The 16,762-nt window shown below is 67.5% G+C and carries 16 protein-coding genes and 1 pseudogene; 9 read left to right on the forward strand and 8 right to left on the reverse strand.

From position 1 onward, the window contains the following. The 4 genes from rsxB to fdxA all read right to left on the reverse strand — a co-directional run. A partial coding sequence (rsxB, locus tag H0523_RS29250) for an electron transport complex subunit RsxB (protein ID WP_180180239.1) occupies positions 1 to 536 on the reverse strand: 536 nt, incomplete at its 3' end. Between the two features lie 147 nt (positions 537 to 683). Continuing rightward, positions 684 to 1,910 carry a polyhydroxyalkanoate depolymerase gene (locus H0523_RS29255; protein WP_054429613.1) on the reverse strand — a complete coding sequence of 409 codons (1,227 nt, stop codon included), beginning with the start codon at positions 1,908 to 1,910 and terminating at the stop codon, positions 684 to 686. A 234-nt stretch (positions 1,911 to 2,144) separates the two neighbouring features. After that, positions 2,145 to 2,945, reverse strand: coding sequence for a ferredoxin--NADP reductase (locus H0523_RS29260; protein WP_054429612.1), 801 nt, complete (start codon positions 2,943 to 2,945; stop codon positions 2,145 to 2,147). A 46-nt stretch (positions 2,946 to 2,991) separates the two neighbouring features. Further along, complete coding sequence (gene fdxA / locus H0523_RS29265; protein ID WP_006389264.1) at positions 2,992 to 3,315, reverse strand: ferredoxin FdxA; 324 nt, start codon at positions 3,313 to 3,315, stop codon at positions 2,992 to 2,994. A 157-nt stretch (positions 3,316 to 3,472) separates the two neighbouring features. Here fdxA and pncB point away from each other — a divergent pair, with 157 nt between their 5' ends. After that, positions 3,473 to 4,648 carry a nicotinate phosphoribosyltransferase gene (gene pncB, locus H0523_RS29270; protein WP_054429611.1) on the forward strand — a complete coding sequence of 392 codons (1,176 nt, stop codon included), beginning with the start codon at positions 3,473 to 3,475 and terminating at the stop codon, positions 4,646 to 4,648. A gap of 78 nt (positions 4,649 to 4,726) precedes the next feature. Beyond that, on the forward strand, positions 4,727 to 5,080 hold the full coding sequence (locus H0523_RS29275; RefSeq protein ID WP_054429610.1) for a RidA family protein: 354 nt from the start codon (positions 4,727 to 4,729) through the stop codon (positions 5,078 to 5,080). A 75-nt stretch (positions 5,081 to 5,155) separates the two neighbouring features. Here the strand turns inward: H0523_RS29275 and H0523_RS29280 are convergent, their stop codons facing one another. Further along, a complete protein-coding gene (locus H0523_RS29280) occupies positions 5,156 to 5,665 on the reverse strand; it encodes a flavodoxin family protein (protein ID WP_054429609.1) in 510 nt (169 codons plus the stop codon). Continuing rightward, positions 5,662 to 6,495, reverse strand: coding sequence for a M90 family metallopeptidase (locus tag H0523_RS29285; RefSeq protein ID WP_054429608.1), 834 nt, complete (start codon positions 6,493 to 6,495; stop codon positions 5,662 to 5,664). Before H0523_RS29285 ends, H0523_RS29280 begins: the two co-directional genes overlap by 4 nt. A 108-nt stretch (positions 6,496 to 6,603) precedes the next feature. Between H0523_RS29285 and H0523_RS29290 the strand changes: the two genes are divergently transcribed. Next, entirely contained in the window at positions 6,604 to 8,895 is a 2,292-nt protein-coding gene (locus H0523_RS29290) for a RelA/SpoT family protein (protein ID WP_054429607.1), read from the forward strand. A 132-nt stretch (positions 8,896 to 9,027) separates the two neighbouring features. On the opposite strand, the gene H0523_RS29295 is transcribed toward H0523_RS29290, so the two are convergent. After that, on the reverse strand, positions 9,028 to 10,341 hold the full coding sequence (locus tag H0523_RS29295; protein WP_054429606.1) for an MFS transporter: 1,314 nt from the start codon (positions 10,339 to 10,341) through the stop codon (positions 9,028 to 9,030). Between the two features lie 132 nt (positions 10,342 to 10,473). Between H0523_RS29295 and argE the strand changes: the two genes are divergently transcribed. The 6 genes from argE to H0523_RS29325 all read left to right on the forward strand — a co-directional run bounded on the left by argE (position 10,474) and on the right by H0523_RS29325 (position 16,271). Continuing rightward, entirely contained in the window at positions 10,474 to 11,625 is a 1,152-nt protein-coding gene (gene argE, locus H0523_RS29300; protein ID WP_054429605.1) for an acetylornithine deacetylase, read from the forward strand. 182 nt (positions 11,626 to 11,807) lie between these two features. Further along, on the forward strand, positions 11,808 to 13,007 hold the full coding sequence (gene trpB, locus H0523_RS29305; RefSeq protein WP_054429702.1) for a tryptophan synthase subunit beta: 1,200 nt from the start codon (positions 11,808 to 11,810) through the stop codon (positions 13,005 to 13,007). Position 13,008: 1 nt separating this feature from the next. Next, positions 13,009 to 13,875: a tryptophan synthase subunit alpha gene (gene trpA / locus H0523_RS29310; RefSeq protein ID WP_054429604.1), complete on the forward strand. Its 867-nt coding sequence runs from the start codon at positions 13,009 to 13,011 to the stop codon at positions 13,873 to 13,875. Positions 13,876 to 13,912: 37 nt separating this feature from the next. Further along, positions 13,913 to 14,791, forward strand: a complete 879-nt coding sequence (gene accD / locus H0523_RS29315) for an acetyl-CoA carboxylase, carboxyltransferase subunit beta (RefSeq protein ID WP_054429603.1) — start codon at positions 13,913 to 13,915, stop codon at positions 14,789 to 14,791. 270 nt (positions 14,792 to 15,061) lie between these two features. Further along, positions 15,062 to 15,610, forward strand: coding sequence for an acyloxyacyl hydrolase (locus H0523_RS29320; RefSeq protein WP_054429602.1), 549 nt, complete (start codon positions 15,062 to 15,064; stop codon positions 15,608 to 15,610). Between the two features lie 154 nt (positions 15,611 to 15,764). Beyond that, positions 15,765 to 16,271 carry a hypothetical protein gene (locus H0523_RS29325; protein ID WP_082380376.1) on the forward strand — a complete coding sequence of 169 codons (507 nt, stop codon included), beginning with the start codon at positions 15,765 to 15,767 and terminating at the stop codon, positions 16,269 to 16,271. Between the two features lie 152 nt (positions 16,272 to 16,423). Here the strand turns inward: H0523_RS29325 and H0523_RS29330 are convergent. Beyond that, positions 16,424 to 16,762, reverse strand: a pseudogene (locus H0523_RS29330) (ribonuclease E/G); the annotation flags it as partial.

The following is a 16,762-nucleotide window of genomic DNA, read 5'->3' on the forward strand; positions in this document are numbered from 1 at the left end:
GTGGCCGCCGCCGCGGGTTCGGGCGCCATCAGGCGCGCGTTGTCGGCGGCCAGGCGCTCCATGCGCGCCTGGTGGCGGCGATGGCGCTGGCGGCCGGCGGCGGCGTCCTCGGCGCTCCAGGCGCGGCCGGCGGGCACCATCTGGATGCAGTCCACCGGACAGGGCGCCACGCACAGGTCGCAACCGGTGCACCAGTCGGCCAGCACGGTGTGCATGTGCTTGTTGGCGCCGACGATGGCGTCGACCGGGCAGGCCTGGATGCACAGCGTACAGCCGATGCAGTGCGCCTCGTCGATGCGCGCCACCAGCAGCGGGCCGGGCTCGCCGCGGCTCAGGTCGAGCGGCAGCGCGGACGTCTGCAGCAGGGCGGCGAGCGCGGCGATGCCTTCGTCGCCGCCCGGCGGGCAGCGGTTGATGGGCGCATCGCCGGCGGCGATGGCGTCGGCATAGGGCCGGCAGCCGTCATAGCCGCACTTGGTGCATTGCGTCTGGGGCAGCAGGGCGTCGACGCGGTCGGCGAGTGAACGACAGGACATGGCGAACAGTGAAAAGCGTAAGGCGCCGCGCGGGCGCGAATCCGGGCGTGGCCGCGCGGGCGGGAAAACAGGCAATGCCCGTCGGGCATCAAAACAAACGGGGCCCTTCAGGCCCCGTGGACTACGGTTCGGCAAGGACGGATCGCCCTAGGCCGACTGCCGGATGAATTCCGCGATTTTAGGACAGATCATTTCGCGCCAGCGGCGGCCCGAGAAAATCCCGTAGTGGCCGCAGTTAGGAGCGGTGTAGTGCATCTTGCGGTCGGCCGGGATGTTCTTGCACAGCTTGATGGCCGCGCGCGTCTGGCCCTGGCCGGAAATGTCGTCCAGCTCGCCTTCGATGGTGAACAGCGCCACCTTCTTGATGTCGGCCGGGCGCACCAGCTGGCCGTCGACTTCCCAGGTGCCGTTGGGCAGCGCGAATTCCTGGAACACCATGCGGATGGTGTCCAGGTAGAACTCGGCCGGCATGTCCAGCACGGCGTTGTATTCGTCGTAGAAGCGGCGGTGGGCCTCGGCGTCGCTGTCGTCGCCGCGCAGCAGGTCCAGGTAGAAGTCGTAGTGCGACTTCATGTGGCGGTCGGGATTCATGGCCATGAAGCCGGCGTGCTGCAGGAAGCCCGGGTAGACCTTGCGGCCCGACCCCGGATAGCGCGGCGGCACCGGGTGGATGACCTGGTTCTCGAACCACGAATAGGGCTTGGTGGTGGCCAGGCGGTTCACTTGCGTGGGCGACTGGCGCGGATCGATCGGGCCGCCCATCATGACCATGCTGCGCGGCTGGCAGGGATCGTTGGCCGAGGCCATCAGCGACACGGCGGCCAGCACCGGCACGGTGGGCTGGCAGACCGAGATCACGTGCACGTCCGGCCCCAGGTGTCGGATGAAATCCTGCACGTAGCGCACGTAGTCGTTCAGGTGGAACGGGCCGGCCGACAGCGGCACCATGCGCGCGTCGATCCAGTCGGTGACGTAGACGTCATGGCCGGGCAGCAGGGCGCGCACGGTGTCGCGCAGCAGCGTGGCGTGGTGGCCGGACAGCGGCGCCACCAGCAGCACCTTGGGATCGTCCTGCGGGGTCTGGCGCACGTCGCGGTGGAAGTGCACCAGGCGGCAGAAGGGCTTGTCCAGCACGACCGATTCGGTGACCCGCACCGACTTGCCGTTGATGTCCGTGGCCGGCAGGTTCCAGGCGGGTTTCTGGTATTCCTTGCCGATGCGCGTCATCAGCTCGTATCCCGCGGCCATCTGGCGCGAGATCGGAGTGTAGGCGAGGGGGCTATAGGGGCTGGAGAACAGCTGGGAACCGGCATCCGTGAAAGCAGCGAACGGAGTCAGGAAGGCGCGCTGCATTTCGTGCAATTGGTACAGCATTTGGGGAAGTCCTTCTGGGTCGTGCGTGTGCCCCGATTATTGCGCCGGGGAGTAACGGTATTTCCAATTTGTCTGACGAAAGCGCCCGAAAACCGGATTTTGTGTTGCGAAAATGCGACCCGTCATCCCTTGCGCACCAGTTTAGGGCGGAATCCAGGGGCGCCGGCGGCATAAAAAGGGGGATTTCCGTCCTAGGCCGGACGGGCCAGGGGCCGATCCGACAGGGGCGGGGACTCACCAGTAGTTTTCCACCGCGAGGTTGCCGGGGATGCCGCGGCGGCCCGGCTTGAAGCCGCGTTCGCCCAGCAACTTGCGGGCATCGGCCAGCATGTCCGGATTGCCGCAAAGCATGATCTTCGCTTGCTCCGGGTCCAGCGGCAGGCCCGCCAGGCGTTCCAGTCCGCCGTCGGCGATCAGGGTGGTCAGGCGCGCCTGCGGCATGCCGGGCAGCGCCTCTCGGGTGGCGATGGGCAGGTAGATCAGCTTGTCCGGTTCGGCCGCGAACAGCTCGCTCAGGGACGGATCATTGCGCCAGCCTTCGATTTCCTCGCGGTAGGCCAGCTCCGCCGCGGTGCGCACGCCGTGCACCAGCACGATGCGGCGATAGGCGCGCCAGACGGCAGGATCGCGCAGGATCGACAGGTAGGCCGACAGGCCGGTGCCGGAGGCCAGCAGCCAGAGGTCGCCGCCGGGCGCGAAGCGCTCCAGCGTCAGGAAGCCGTAGGGCGCTTTTTCGACATAGAGCGCGTCGCCCGGCTGCAGCCGCGCCATGCGCGGGCTGAACAGGCCCTCGGGCACCACGATGGAATAGAACTCCAGCCAGGGCTGGTGCGGGGCCGACACCATCGAGTAGGCGCGCCACAGGGTGGGCGGGCCGGCGGGATCCTCGGCGCCGGGCAGACCGACCCGGGCGAACTGGCCCGGCTGGAAGGCATACGCGTCGTCGCGCGTGACGCGCACCGAGAACAGCTTGTCGGGCACCCAGGTATGGACGTGGGTAACGGTTTGGCGCGTGTATTTGGAATCGTCGGTCATCGGGGCATCGCGCGTCGCGAGGCCTGGGCGGCCCCGCGCTCGCGGATTATTTTTCCAGGTATTGCAGCTTGTCCTGCTTGCCGTTCCATTCGTCGGCGTCGGGCAGCGGCTTCTTGGCGCGGCTGATGCTGGCGAACTCGGGCGAGAGCTCGGCGTTCAGGGCGATGAAGTTGAGCTGGTCCTGCGGCACGTCTTCCTCGGCGTAGATGGCGTTGGCCGGGCATTCGGGGATGCACACGGCACAGTCGATGCACTCGTCGGGGTCGATCACCAGGAAGTTCGGACCCTCACGAAAACAGTCCACCGGGCATACGTCGACGCAATCGGTGTACTTGCACTTGATACAGTTTTCGGTGACTACGTGGGTCATTCTCAGGAACTCCGGGCAGGCGGCATTTGTGTCTTGTTGGGCGGATTTTACCCAATGCGGCGCCAAACCGCCGCCAATACCCGTGTTGACATCGTGGCGCATTGGGGTATTGCGGGGTCCCGCTGTGCTATGGTGTCGCGAAACGATACGCGTAATCATGATAATCACCTCGCTGCTCGACACCGACCTGTACAAATTCAGCATGATGCAGGTGGTGCTGCATCAGTTTCCCGCTGCCCAGGTCGAGTACCGTTACAAGTGCCGCACGCGCGGGGTCAACCTGCGTCCCTACCTGGATGAAATCCGCGAAGAAGTGCACCAGCTGTGCCAGCTGCGCTTCACCGAGGACGAACTTAAATATCTGGGTGGCTTGCGTTTCATCAAAAGCGACTTCGTCGATTTCCTCGAACTGTTCCACCTGCCCGAGCGCTGCATCAGCATCGAAGAGGGCGAGGGGCCGGGCGAGATCAGCATCGAGGTCAAGGGCCCCTGGCTGCACACCATCCTCTTCGAGATCCCGGTGCTGGCCATCGTCAACGAGGTCTACTTCCGCAACACGCGCAAGAACCCGGACTGGGCCGAGGGCCGCAAGCGCCTGCAATCCAAGATGCACCTGGTGCTGGACGACCCGGCGCTGGCCGATTTCCGCGTGGCCGAATACGGCACCCGGCGCCGTTTCTCCAAGGTCTGGCACGAAGAGATCGTCTCGACCATGAAGGCTCAGATGGGTCCGCACTTCGCCGGCACCAGCAACGTGCTGCTGGCCAAGCAGCACGAGGTGCTGCCGCTGGGCACCATGGGCCACGAATACCTGCAGGCCTGCCAGGCGCTGGGTCCGCGGCTGCGCGATTCGCAGGTGTTCGCGCTGGAGGTGTGGGCCAAGGAATACCGCGGCGACCTCGGCATCGCGCTGTCGGACGTCTATGGCATGGACGCCTTCCTGCGCGACTTCGACATGTATTTCTGCAAGCTGTTCGACGGCGCGCGGCACGACTCGGGCGATCCCTTCGTCTGGGGCGAGCGGCTGCTCGAGCACTACCGCAAGAACCGCGTCGACCCGCGCGCCAAGACACTGGTGTTCTCGGATTCGCTGACCTTCCCGCGCGCCATCGAGCTGGCGCGCCAGTTCGCCGGGCGCTGCAAGGTCTCGTTCGGCATCGGCACCAACCTGACCAACGACCTGGGCCACGAACCGCTGCAGATCGTCATGAAGATGGTCCGCTGCAACGGCCAGCCGGTGGCCAAGGTGTCCGACGCGCCCGAGAAGACCATGTGCGACGATCCGGCCTACCTGGCCTATCTGCGCCAGGTGTTCCAGCTGCCGCCCGCCTAGCGGGGCCCGGCCCGGGCAGGGTAAAGTTCGCCATTCTTCGCATTGTTCAACCCGCAACTCGTCATTAGGGGAATATTCATGAGCAGCATCAAGCGCTTCCACGTCGCCAAGCGCCTGTCGGACATGGCCGTCTACAACGGCGTCGCGTACCTGGCGGGCCAGGTGCCGGACGATTCCACGCTGGACATCACCGGCCAGACCGAGCAAGTGCTCGCCACCATCGATCGCCTGCTGGCCGAAGCCGGCACCGACAAGACCAAGATCCTGATGGCCCAGATCTACGTGGCCAACATGAAGGAATTCGACGGCATGAACAAGGCCTGGGACGCCTGGGTCGCCGACGGCAACTCGCCCCCGCGCGCCACCGTCGAGGCCCGCCTGGCCAACCCCGACTTCAAGGTCGAGATCGTCGTCACCGCCGCCATCGCCTGATCGGCGCGGACGCACGATGAAAAGCCCTCCGGCAGGCCGGAGGGCTTTTTTTATTCCTGGACGCCTCGCGTGGCGTCACCCCGCCGTCAGCAGCAGGCCCGCGAGCAGGCCGCCGGCTTCTTCGCAGCGCGCCAGCTCGGCCGGCGCGACGGTCTTGGGGGCGGCGATCTGTTGCGGCGTCTGTGCGCCCAGATTGACGATCAGCGGCGGAGCCACGGCCCGCAGGCGCCAGCCGGTGCAGATGCGCTCCACCTGGCGCGCCGCGCCGGCGCCATCGCTGCCGGCGCTGACCAGGCAGGCGTAGGGGCGGCCGGCGATGCGGTCCAGCGCGCCGTAGTAGCAGCGGTCGAAGAATTCCTTCATTTCGCCGCTCAGGCTGGCCAGGTTCTCCGGCGCGCAGAACAGCAAGCCGTCGCTGGCCAGCACCTCGTCCACCCCGGCATCCGCGGCGCGGCGCAGCGTCACCGCCAGTTCGTCCGGCTGTTCCAGCAGCGCCGCCGCCGCGGCCGCGCCCCGGGCGGCGGCCTCGGCCATCTGGCGGGCCGCGCCGGTGCGGGAGTGCCACACGATCAGCAGCCGTTTCATGCGTAGCGCGCCAGGGGGTCCTGGCGGTAATAGGCGCGCAGCAGGCCGAACCATTCCGGCAGCGCCTCGGCCATCGGGTGGGGATCGACGAAGAAGTGCTCGGAACTGACGGCGAAGAACTCGGCCTCGTCGGTGGCGGCGTAAGGGTCGAGCGGCAAGCGGCCGTACCAGGCGTCGGCCTCGGCGCTTTCCGGATCCACGTCGTGCGGAACGGCGGCCTCCACCGCGTCCACCGCGGCGATGAAGCGGTCCAGGCTGTCGTCCAGGACGCGGCGCCAGTCGCGCGGCTTGAGATCGCCGTGCGCCGCCAGCGACGGCATGCCGTCGGCAAAGCCGGATTGCAGGTCGAGCTTGTGCGCGAACTCGTGGATCACCACGTTGAAGCCGCCTTCGGACAGTTGCGTGTCCTCCCAGGACAGCACCAGCGGGCCGCCGTCCCAGGCCTCGCCGGCGGCATCCTCCAGGTATTCGTGCATCACGCCGTCCTCGTCCATCTGCTTGCGCGGGATGCGGAATCCGGCCGGATACACGATGATTTCGTCCCAGCCCTCGTACAGCGTGGGCGTCAGGTTCAGGATCGGCAGGCTGGCCTGGGCGGCGATAGACAGCCGCATGAAGTCGGTGACCTCCAGGCCCTGGGCGCCATTGATCGTCTTGCTGGCCAGCAGCCAGGCCGAGCGCGCCAGCAACTGCGCGGATTCATCGGCGTCCAGCGCCGCCAGGAAGGGGTGGGCGTCCAGCACCTGCCGCCAGAGTTCGGGCGCGATCCGGGCCTGCATCTGCGCCACCTCGGCGGCGCGCGCACCCCGGCCCTTGAGCCAGCGCAACATAAGCTTGGGTTCCTTGTATATGTGCCCGGTGGTTGCCGGGGTTTTCAGCGTTGATTCCTAGTGTAGAGTGTCGGAATCTTCGATTACCGTAACCGCAATACTCCCGCGATGTCCGCCCCGCCCGTTCCTGATGCGCCTTCGCCTTTCGACGCTTCCTGGCGACAGGAGGCGGGGGCGGGGCTCGACGCCGATGGCCTTGCGCTTATCGACCAGGCGGTGGCCTGGTCGGTTCCCCGCTTCGAGGGCCAGCAGGCCCTGACGGGCGAACCGCTGGCCTCGCACGGCGCGGGCGTGGTGCGGATCCTGGCGGGCCTGCATACCGATGCGGCCACGCGCGCCGCGGCCCTGCTGGCGGCCTTGCCGACCGACCTGACCGTGCCGGCGCCCGCGCTGCGCAACGACCCGGTCGCCACGGCCTTCGGCGCCGAGGTTGCGCGCCTGGTCCAGGGCACCCGGGCCCTGCTGCGGCTGGGCGTGGTGGCGCGGCAGGCCAGCGACGCGGTGGCGGAAACCGGCTCGCAGAAGGAAATGCAGCGCAAGATGCTGCTGGCCATGGCGGCCGACCTGCGCATCGTCTTGATGCGCCTGGCCTCGCGCCTGCGGACTCTGCGCTGGCACGCCGAAAGCAAGACTCCCTGTTCGACCGACTTCGCCCGCGAGACGCTCGACCTGTACGCGCCGCTGGCCAACCGCCTGGGCATCTGGCAGATCAAGTGGGAAATGGAAGACCTGGCGTTCCGCTTCCTGGAGCCCGACCGCTACAAGCAGATCGCCCGCCTGCTCGAGGAAAAGCGGGTCGAGCGCGAAGCCTTCATCGCCGGCGCCATCGAGCGCCTGCAGACGGCGCTGGCCAAGCATGGCATCGACGCCGAGGTCAGCGGTCGGCCCAAGCACATCTACAGCATCTGGAACAAGATGCGGGTCAAGCGCCTGGACTTCTCCCAGATGTACGACCTGCGCGCGCTGCGCATCATCGTCGACGACGTGCGCGCCTGCTACACGGCGCTGGGCATGGTCCACGAGATGTGGACGCCGCTGTCCGACGAGTTCGACGATTACATTTCGCGGCCCAAGCCCAACGGCTACCGCTCGCTGCATACGGTGGTGGCCGACGACGACGGCCGCCCGTTCGAGGTGCAGATCCGCACCCGCGAGATGCACCAGTTCGCCGAGTACGGCATGGCCGCGCACTGGCGCTACAAGGAGGCCGGCGCCAAGGGCGGGCAGGTGGCCGCCTCCAGCGAATACGACCGGCAACTGGCCTGGATGCGCCAACTGCTGGCCTGGAACAGCGACGTCGAGGCGGGCGATGCGCCCGCCGCCGACACGCCCGAGACGGCCAGGCCGGCCGCCGCCAGGTCCGGCCCGGGCAAGAGCCGCCACGCCGCCGCCGCGCCCGCGCCGACGGACGAGCGCATCTACGTGCTGACGCCGCAGGCGCGCGTGATCGAGTTGCCGGCCGGCGCCACGCCGGTCGACTTCGCCTATCACCTGCACACCGACCTGGGCCACCGCTGCCGCGGCGCGCGCGTCGATGGCCAGATGGTGCCGTTGCAGACGCGCCTGGCCACCGGCCAGACGGTCGAGATCATCTCGGCCAAGTCGGGCGGCCCGTCGCGCGACTGGCTCAACCCGCAGCTCGGTTTCCTGGCCAGCCCGCGGGCCCGCGCCAAGGTGCGCATGTGGTTCAACGCCATCGAACTGCAGCAGCGCATCACGCAAGGCCAGGCGCTGGTCGAAAAGGAATTGCAGCGGCTCGGCAAGACCGCCGTCAATCTCGAACAGCTGGCGCAGAACCTCGGCTTTGCCCGCGCCGACGACCTTTATGTCGCCGCGGCCAAGGAAGAATTCAGCCTGCGGCAGATCGATGCCGTGTTCCAGCAGCCGGGGCCAGCCGTCGAGCCGCAGCCGGCGGCGCTGCGCCACGCCAGCGCCGGCAGCGCCGAGAAAAGCGGCAAGAGCGGGGTGCTGGTGGTGGGGGTGGGCTCGCTGCTGACGCAGCTGGCGCGCTGCTGCCGTCCGGCGCCGCCCGATGCCATCGCCGGCTTCGTCACGCGCGGGCGCGGCGTGTCGATCCACCGCAGCGATTGCCACAGCTATCTGGCGCTGGCCGCGCGCGAGCCCGAACGGGTGATCGAGGTGGCCTGGGGCGAGACCCCGGCCGACACGTTCTACCCGGTCGACATCAGCGTGCGCGCGCACGACCGTTCCGGCCTGCTGCGCGACCTGTCCGAAGTGTTCGCGCGCCTGCGCCTGAACGTGGTGGGCGTGAACACGCAGAGCCGGCAGTCGCTGGCCCACATGGTGTTCACGGTGGAAGTGCGCGGCGGCGAATCGCTGGCCCGCGCGCTCGATGCGCTGGCCGAGGTGCCGGGCGTGTCGTCGGCGGCGCGCCGCTAGCCCGGCGCGGCATCCTGGAGGGATAGGTCCCAAGGCAGGCCATCCGGGATGGAGCCCGGATGCAGGCCGCGCGGGACAGAATGCGGAAGCGGCTGCCCGGGCCATCGCGGCCCGGGCGCATCCCGGCGAAGCTCAGTGGTCCAGGTTCTCGTGAGCGCGTTCACGCATGAAGAACGACGCCACCAGGCCCAGCGCCACGCCGAACATCACGTAGTAGGCCGGCGCCATCGGCGAGCCGGTGGTCTTGATCAGCCAGGTCACGATGAACTGCGCGAAACCGCCGAAGATCATCACCGCCACGTTATAGGCCAGCGACAGCCCGACCGAGCGCACCCGCGCCGGGAACAGCTCCGCCATGACGGTGCTGAACACGCCGAAGAACGCCGACACGAATACGCAGACCACGATCTGCACGGTCAGCAGGCGGCCGATCGACGGCGCGTCCGACAGCCAGTGATACAGCGGGTACAGCACCAGCAGGTAGCCGATCAGCGAACCGATCACCAGCGGCCGACGGCCGACGCGGTCGGACCAGGCGCCCATGAACGGCGTCAGCAGCACCATCAGCGCCGCGCCCGCCATCTGCACCAGGAAGGTCTGGTTCAGCGGCAGCTTCAGGATCTGGGTCGAGTAGGTCACCAGGTAGGTGAAGGTGATGTAGATCGACACCGTCGCCGTCACCACCAGGCCCACGCCGATCAGGGTTTCGCGCGTGTGGGCGCGCACCATCTCGCCCAGGCTCAGGCGTTGCACCTCGCCGCGCGCGGCGGCCTGGCGCTCGTCTTCCTTCATCTGCTTGAAGGCGTCGGTTTCGTCGATGTTGCGGCGGATATAGATGGCGATCGGCACAATCACCAGGCCGAACGCGAACGGCAGGCGCCAGGCCCAGGCCGCGATCTGCTCCTGCGTGAAGAACTCGGTGATCAGGGTGCCGCAGGCCGCGCCCAGCAGCAGCGCCAGCATCTGCCCGGCCATCTGCCACGAGCCGTAGAAGCCGCGCCTGCCATTGGGGGCCATCTCGATCAGCAGGGCGGTCGAGGTGCCGAACTCGCCGCCGGCCGAGAAGCCCTGCAGCAGCCGCGCGATCAGGATGAAGATGGGGGCCAGGATGCCCGCCGCATGATAGGTGGGGGCCACGGTGATCAGGGCGATGGACACGGCCATCAGCGAGGTCACCAGCACCATCGCCGCCTTGCGGCCCTTCTTGTCGCCATACAGGCCCAGGATGATGCCGCCCACGGGGCGCATGAAGAACCCGACGCCGAAGATCGCGGTGGTCATCAGGATGGCGTTCAGCTCGCTGCCGGGAACGCTGGGATCGGTGGGGAAGAACAATTTCGAGATGATCGGCGTCATGAACGCGAACACCAGGAAGTCATACCATTCGAGGGCATTGCCAATGACTGCCGCCACGATGTTGCGCGTGGGAACTGCTTTGTGCTGCACGGATTCTCCTTGGGGGTTTACGGCTGGAATGGCGTCATTCTAGGCCTGTGTCCGCCTCGGACGGCCACGCGACCGCGGGACGCGGACGCGTCCTGGCTTTACACTCCTTCTTTTCCCCGAGAGAGTTGCTACATGAACGCGCGCACCTGGCTGGAGACGCTGGTCGGTTTCGACACCACCAGCCGAAATTCCAATCTTGCCCTCATCGAGACCGTCCGTGACTGGCTCAAGGGCCAGGGCGTCGAGGCATGGCTGGCGCACAATCCCGAGCGCACCAAGGCCAATCTCTTCGCCACCCTGCCGGCGCAGGACGGCAACCAGCAGGGCGGCATCGTCCTGTCGGGCCATACCGACGTGGTGCCGGTCGACGGCCAGGACTGGAGCACCGACCCGTTCAAGCTGGTCGAGAAAGACGGCCTGCTGTACGGCCGCGGCAGCTGCGACATGAAGGGTTTCATCGCCGGCTCGCTGGCGCTGGTGCCGGAATTCCTGGCGATGCCGCGCAAGAAGCCGATCCACCTGGCGTTCTCCTACGACGAGGAAGTCGGCTGCGCCGGCGCGCCGTACATGCTGGCCGACCTGCACGACCGCGGCATCCGTCCCGAAGGCTGCGTGGTGGGCGAGCCCACCGGCATGCAGGTGGTGGTGGCGCACAAGGGCATCAACCTGTTCCGCTGCAAGGTGCACGGCAAGGCGGCGCACTCGTCGCTGACCCCGCGCGGCTGCAACGCCATCGAATACGCCGCCCGCCTGATCTGCCGCATCCGCGATCTGGCCGACAGCTTCAAGGCCAACGGCCCGTACGACCAGTTCTACGACGTGCCGTTCTCGACCATGACGACCAACCAGATCCGGGGCGGCATCGCGGTCAACACCATTCCCGAACTGTGCGAATTCACCTATGAATTCCGCAACCTGCCGGGCATGCAACCCGACCAGATCCAGGCAGAAGTCGAAAAATACGTGCGCGATGAGCTCCTGCCGCGCATGAAGGCCGAATTCGACGGCGCCAGCATCGAAATCGAGACCGGCGCCGCCGCGCCCGCCCTGGAGGCCTCCGAGGAAGCCGCCATCACCCAGCTGGTGCGCGCCCTGACCGAGGACCGCGCCACCCGCAAGGTCGCCTACGGCACCGAAGCTGGCCTGTTCCAGGGCATCGGCATCCCCACGGTGGTCTGCGGCCCCGGCCACATCGAACAGGCGCACAAGCCCGACGAATTCGTCGCGCTCGACCAGCTGGCCGCCTGCGAAACGTTCCTGCGCCGCATGGGCCAGTCGCTCTGAGGCGACCCGGCCAGGGTGACCGGCATGGGCGACCAGCCGGGCCGTCCGCCCGGGACACCCCGGGAGGCGCCCGGCCGGGTCGGGGGCGACCCCCCGCCATGGCCGGCGTCAGGTAAAATGACGGGTTGCAAACCGGATTTGCGGCCGGCAGAGGTTGGCCGCGATACCGGGGGAGATGCTTGGTGAAACCTTACGATTTTCCGGATGCCCAGGGCCATTTCGGTCCTTATGGCGGTGTTTTCGTGGCGGAAACGCTGATGCACGCGCTCGACGAGCTGCGCGCCGCCTATGACCACTACCGTACCGATCCCGCCTTCCTGGAAGAGTTCAACTACGAACTCAAGCATTTCGTCGGCCGCCCCAGCCCGGTCTACCACGCCCGCCGCTGGTCGGAAATGCTGGGCGGCGCCCAGATCTGGTTCAAGCGCGAAGACCTGAACCACACCGGCGCGCACAAGGTCAACAACTGCATCGGCCAGGCCCTGCTGGCCAAGCGCATGGGCAAGCCGCGCGTCATCGCCGAGACCGGCGCCGGCCAGCACGGCGTGGCCACGGCCACGGTGGCCGCCCGCTACGGCATGGAATGCGTGGTCTACATGGGCAGCGAAGACGTCCGCCGCCAGGCCTCCAACGTCTATCGCATGAAGCTGCTGGGCGCCACGGTGGTGCCGGTCACGTCCGGTTCGCGCACCCTGAAGGACGCGCTCAACGAAGCCATGCGCGACTGGGTCACCAACATCGAGAACACCTTCTACATCATCGGCACGGTGGCGGGTCCCGACCCCTATCCGCGCATGGTGCGCGACTTCCAGACCGTCATCGGCAATGAATGCCTGACGCAGATGCCCGAGGCCATCGGCCGCCAGCCCGACTACGTCGTGGCCGCGGTCGGCGGCGGTTCCAACGCCATGGGCATCTTCCACCCCTACATTCCGTACGAGAACGTGCGCCTGATCGGCGTCGAAGCCGCCGGCGAGGGCATGGACAGCGGCAAGCATGCCGCGTCGCTGGCCGCCGGCCAGGTCGGCGTGCTGCACGGCAACCGTACCTACGTCATGCAGGACGCCGACGGCCAGGTCCAGGAAACGCACTCGGTCTCGGCCGGCCTGGACTACCCGGGTGTCGGCCCCGAGCACGCCTGGCTCAAGGATACCGGCCGCGCCGAATACGCCGGCATCACCGACGATGAAGCCCTCAAGGCCTTCCACGACTGCTGCCGCATCGAAGGCATCATGCCGGCGCTGGAATCCTCCCATGCCATCGCCCAGGCCGTGAAGATGGCCGCCACGCTGCCGCGCGACGCGGTCATCCTGGTCAATCTGTCGGGCCGTGGCGACAAGGACATGCATACCGTCGCCGAACGCGCCGGTATCGAACTCTGATATGACGACAACCCGCTCCGATCGCATCGCCGCCGCCTTTGCGCGCACCGCCGAATCCGGCCGCGCCGCGGCGCTGATCCCCTACATCGCGGCCGGCGATCCTTCGCCCGCCGCCACCGTTCCCCTGATGCACGCGCTGGTCGAGGCCGGCGCCGACGTCCTGGAACTGGGCGTGCCGTTCTCCGATCCCATGGCCGACGGCCCGGTGATCCAGCGCGCCGCCGACCGCGCCATCGCCCAGGGCGTGGGGCTGAGCCGCGTGCTCGACCTGGTCACCGAATTCCGCCAGCGCGACACGGCCACGCCGGTGGTGCTGATGGGCTACGCCAATCCCATCGAACGCATGGGCCAGGCTGAATTCGCCCGCCGCGCCGAAGCCGCCGGCGTCGACGGCGTCCTGGTGGTCGACTATCCGCCCGAAGAGGTGGTCGAGTTCGCCGAAACCCTCGGCCGCCACGGCATCGCCCCGATCTTCCTGCTGGCGCCGACCTCCACCGAGGACCGCATCCAGGCCGTGGCCAAGGTGGCCCGCGGTTATGTCTACTACGTGTCGCTCAAGGGCGTGACGGGCGCCGGCTCGCTCAACACCGACAACGTGGCCGAGCGCCTGGCCGTGATCCGCCGCCACGTGCGCGACATTCCGGTCGGCGTGGGCTTCGGCATCCGCGACGCCGACAGCGCGCAGCGCGTGGCCGCCGTGGCCGACGCGGTCGTCATCGGCAGCAAACTGATTGAAACCATGGAGCAGGCGGTGGCCAACGCCCCCGCCGCCCAGCAAACCGACGCCGCAGTCGCCGCCGCCAGCGGCTGGCTGCGCACCATCCGGCAGGCGCTGGACCAAGTAAAACGACAGAGCGCGTCGGCCTGAACGGCCTGGCGCGACCTCCTTACGGGATGAACAAACAATGAGCTGGATCGAAAAACTCCTGCCGCCTCGCATCAACAAGACCAGCGACAGCGGCGCCCGCCGCGTGCCGGAAGGCCTGTGGGTGAAATGCCCGTCGTGCGAAACGGTGCTGTACAGCGAAGATCTCGCGGCCAACCTGCACGTTTGCCCCAAGTGCGACCACCACATGCGCATCGGCGCCCGCGCTCGCATCGAGTCGCTGCTCGACCTCGAAGGCCGGGTCGAGATCGGCCAGTCCACGCGGTCGGTGGATACGCTGAAGTTCAAGGACACCCGCAAGTACCCCGAGCGCTTGGCCGAAGCCGTCAAGCAGACGGGCGAGACCGACGCGCTGGTGGTGGTCAGCGGTTCCATCCGCGGCGTGCCCGCCACGCTGGCGTGCTTTGAATTCGAGTTCATGGGCGGTTCCATGGGCTCGGTGGTCGGCGAGCGCTTCGCGCGCGGCGCCCAGGCCGCGCTCGACAACAAGACGCCCTTCATCTGCGTGGCCGCCTCGGGCGGCGCGCGCATGCAGGAAAGCCTGCTGTCGCTGATGCAGATGGCCAAGACCAACGCCATGCTGACGCGCCTGTCGGCGGCCGGCCTGCCGTTCATCAGCGTGCTGACCGATCCCACCATGGGCGGCGTGTCCGCCAGCTTCGCCTTCATGGGCGACGTGGTCATCGCCGAACCGAAGGCCCTGATCGGCTTTGCCGGTCCGCGCGTGATCGAACAGACCGTGCGCGAGAAGCTGCCCGAAGGCTTCCAGCGCGCCGAGTTCCTGCTGCAGAAGGGCGCCATCGACATGGTCGTGGACCGCCGTCAGCTGCGCGAGGAAATCGCCCGCCTGCTGGCGCTGCTGACCAATCAGCCGGCCGACGTCGTCACCGCCGCCTGACCGATCCGCCGGCCTGCCCATGCCGTCCGGGGCAGGCTCACCAGGACGCCGCCGCGCCATTGTGCCGGCGGCGTTTTCACGTGCGCGCGGGCTGGCGCATGACAACAACATTTCGTCCGCCGGGCGGAACAGTGTTTTCCATCGATTATGTTGCCTTATTGCGACATATTGCGAGCCTTCTGGCCCGGTTTTTGCTATGTTCTGTAGTACTCGATGTCACCTGTGATTTTTGCCGGGTGTTCGTGCCAACAAAATACGGAGTTGCTCCCAATGCAGTCGACCAAGAAGAAAATGCTCGTCCGCCTTGTCGGTCTGGCCCTGGCCTGTGGCGCTACCCTTGCCAGCGCGCAGTCGTCTCAAGGCACCCAGGGCGGCGTGAGCCTGCACTACGGTATCGGTGACCACTACCAGCGCCTGACGCTGAACTACGAAACCCCGTCGATCTGGACGTACCAATTCGGCGGCAACTGGGGCCGCCTCGACCTGACGCCGGAATTCGGCGCTTCGTACTGGTGGGCTGACGGCGATCGTTCGCCGAGCAGCGTCTGGCAACTGAACGCCATCCCGATGTTCCGCTGGTGGACCGGCGAGCGTTTCTACCTCGAAGCCGGTATCGGCGCCACCGTGTTCTCGCGCACCCGCTTCGCCGACGAGAACATCAGCACCGCCTTCCAGTTCGGCGACCACGTCGGCATGGGCTTCCTGCTGACGCCGAACAACCGCATCGGCGTGCGCTACTCGCACTTCTCCAACGCCAGCATCAAGCGCCCGAACCCGGGCCTGGACATGGTGCAGCTGACCTACACGTACCAGTTCTGATCGCTGCGCGATCCGGCCTGACAAACGAAAACCCTCGGCGACGAGGGTTTTTTTCGACCACGGTGCGCGCCATGCCCCGGCGACTCGCGGCGTATTTCCAGGCGGGGCATGCCGCCTTTCACCCATTGAGGGTTCGCGAACCGGAGTGATCACGATGACACAGCCCATGGCCGCTCGTCCAACGGCATCCTCGATACTCTATCAAGGCGAGCTCTTCGCCGACTATTTCCAGCTCTACCTGCACGATGAGGGGCATCCCGACCTGCCTGACGATTACACCGATGAGGTGTTGGCCCGCCGCCTCATGGTCGGGCCCTATGCCGTCGTCCTCCAGACAGCGCGCAATATGACCGTGCCGATCCGCGTTGAATGGCACGATCAGCGTCCCGCTCCCGATCTCGATGCCTACCAACACGTTGTCGAGGCCCGGTTCGATTGTCCCTCGGGTCAACTCGTGCTGGCCGGCTTGACGGATTACGCGCCCACCGCGCCGCGACTTCCCGTGACGGTGGGGCCGCTCGGCGTGCGTGCCAGTTTTTCCGGCCTGGACACGCTCGATGAAGATGGCCTGGAAGGAGATGACCGATACGTGATCCAGCTTTGGCCCGGGGCTGGAACCGAAGGTGTGCGCGTTCTGAAGACTTGGCCGGAAGCGCGATGAATGCGCGCTGCGCGAGCTGACCGCCGGCAACTGCCAGCGTTGCTCGCCGGCCCCCGAAGCAGAGGCGGTCGAGCAGGTTGTCGAACGTAGGTGCGTGATCTGAAAAAAAAGCCCCCATCATTCGATGGGGGCTTTTGCTTGCGCGGCTTGCTTCAGTGGCGGGTTTCGACCTGAACCAGGGGTTCGTTCGAGACCTGCGCCACCGGCTTGCGCTCGCGGCCCAGGCGCACCGGCGTGTGCGCGGCGGCGATGCGCAGCTGCGTCTGCGCGTGGCGCTCTGGGTCGGTTTCCACCCACTGCAGACCGGCGGCGTTGACCACTTCGTGCAGGGCCTGGGCCTTGGCCGACGGAGCCGTTGCCGGCACCACGATGGGCTGGGCGCTGACCGGCGCGGCGGCCACGGGCGCGGCGACCGGCGCCGGAGCGGCAACCGGAGCCGGGGCAGCAACCGGAGCCGGAGCGGCGACCGGTTCGGCCGGCGCGGCGGGGGC

The sequence above is a fragment of the Achromobacter insuavis genome, from assembly GCF_902859645.1.
Taxonomy (GTDB): Bacteria; Pseudomonadota; Gammaproteobacteria; order Burkholderiales; family Burkholderiaceae_B; genus Achromobacter; species Achromobacter insuavis.